The organism is Xenorhabdus entomophaga (assembly GCF_037996725.1).
In the GTDB taxonomy this organism is placed as follows: Bacteria; Pseudomonadota; Gammaproteobacteria; order Enterobacterales; family Enterobacteriaceae; genus Xenorhabdus; species Xenorhabdus khoisanae.
Genome location: NZ_JBBMXH010000491.1, coordinates 1 through 223, shown reverse-complemented (window position 1 = coordinate 223; position 223 = coordinate 1). Strand labels below are relative to the sequence as shown.

Here is a 223-nt window from a genome sequence, read left to right as displayed (position 1 = left end):
CGGAAAAACGTTGCGGGGAACTTATGATGGCAAGAATCGGCAGTCGATGCTCCACATGGTGAGTGCGTTTGCCACCCAGAACGGCGTAGTGATGGGACAACTGAAGACAGATAAAAAGTCCAATGAAATCACTGCGATCCCAAAATTACTCCGCTTGCTGGATATCACAGGTTGCCTGATAACAATTGATGCGATGGGATGCCAAACGAAGATTGCGGAACAA

General features: G+C 48.0%; 1 protein-coding gene. It reads left to right on the top strand.

All coding sequences use genetic code 11. From position 1 onward, the window contains the following. Positions 1–223 (top strand): ISAs1 family transposase (locus AAC854_RS23780; RefSeq protein WP_340619202.1); only part of this gene is annotated, 223 nt, incomplete at both ends.